General features: G+C 69.1%; 1 protein-coding gene. It reads right to left on the reverse strand.

Annotated elements, in window-relative coordinates:
* Positions 1–177 precede the first annotated feature (177 nt).
* Positions 178–1,152 (reverse strand): carbohydrate kinase family protein, encoded by a 975-nt coding sequence (locus BKN37_RS27145; RefSeq protein ID WP_071030396.1) that lies wholly within the window; start codon positions 1,150–1,152, stop codon positions 178–180.
* Positions 1,153–1,463: the final 311 nt, after the last annotated feature.

Here is a 1,463-nt window from a genome sequence, read left to right on the forward strand (position 1 = left end):
CCCAAAACCGCTCCCGCACCGACTCCGGCACCCGCCGATCGCCCCGACCCCGAAACCCCGTCTGATAACCCATACCGCACCAACACCTTCCCGATAGGTGTTGCAGCGATCACTTGAGCCTGAGCCGCGGCGGGCGTATGAAACTGCACAGTCGCGGCGCCTAGCCGAGCGCGGAACCTAGCCGAGCGCGGCGCCGATCTCGGCGGCCGCCTCGTCGCCGTAGGCACCGGCCAGCCGGGTCACCGCCACCTCGCGGTCCCACTCCCATTCCTGGGTGCCGGTCGACTCCAGCACCAGCACCGCCACCAGCGAGCCCAGCTGCGCGGAGCGCTCCAGGGAAAGGCCCGCGCTGCGCCCGGTCAAGAAGCCGGCCCTAAACGCGTCGCCCACCCCGGTGGGGTCGACCTGGCTGGTTTCGGGCACCACGCCGACGTGGATGGTGGTGCCGTCGCGGTCGATGATGTCCACACCCTTGGCGCCCAGCGTGGTGACCCGCAGCCCGACCTGCGCCATCACCTCGGCCTCGGTCCAGCCGGTCTTGGACAGCAGCAGTTCCCACTCGTAGTCGTTGGTGAACAGGTAGGCGGCGCCGTCGACGAGCCGGCGGATCTCCTCCCCGGACAGCCGGGCCAGCTGCTGGGACGGGTCGGCGGCGAACGCCAGCCCCAGCTTGCGGCACTCCTCGGTGTGCAAGAACATCGCCTCGGGGTCGTTGGCGCCCACGATCACCAGCTCCGGGGTGCCGATGGCCCCGACCAGCTTGGCCAGCGAGATGTCCCGGGCCTCCGACATCGCGCCCGGGTAGAACGACGCGATCTGGGCCATCTCGGTGTCGGTGGTGCAGACGAATCGGGCGGTGTGCGCGGTGGCCGACACCAGCACGTGGTCGCAGTTGACGCCGTGCGCCACCAGCCAGGCCCGGTAGTCGGCGAAGTCGTCGCCGGCGGCGCCGACCAGCGCCACGTCGCCGCCGAGCACCCCGATGGCGTAGGCCATGTTGCCGGCCACCCCGCCGCGGTGGATCACCAGGTCGTCGACCAGGAAGCTCAGCGACACCTTCTGCAGGTGATCAGCCAGCAGTTGTTCGGAGAACCGGCCGGGGAACCGCATCAAATGGTCGGTAGCGATCGAACCGGTCACCGCAATCGTCACGAAGTATCCACCCTTCATTTTCTAAGCTGATCTAGGTAATACTACCCAACGGTAGCGGTTTCGCCCCCACCGCCTTCCCCCGGGAGTGCGCTAGCCTGCGTAGGCGAGTTCATGTCGCTGGGTTCGACACCGGGGCCCGAATGCTCTCAGCGAGAACCGCTTGCCGCCCCCGTTACCCCCGGAGGAGACATTGATGGCCGGACCCCACCCGTCGAGCCACGATATCGGCGCCGAGGGGCCACCCCATCCGAGCCCGCCCAGCTACCCCGAGACACCGCCCGGCGAGGCGGTGTCGGCGACGTATCCGGGGC

It is taken from the genome of Mycobacterium talmoniae, assembly GCF_001854525.1.
Classification (GTDB): domain Bacteria; phylum Actinomycetota; class Actinomycetes; order Mycobacteriales; family Mycobacteriaceae; genus Mycobacterium; species Mycobacterium talmoniae.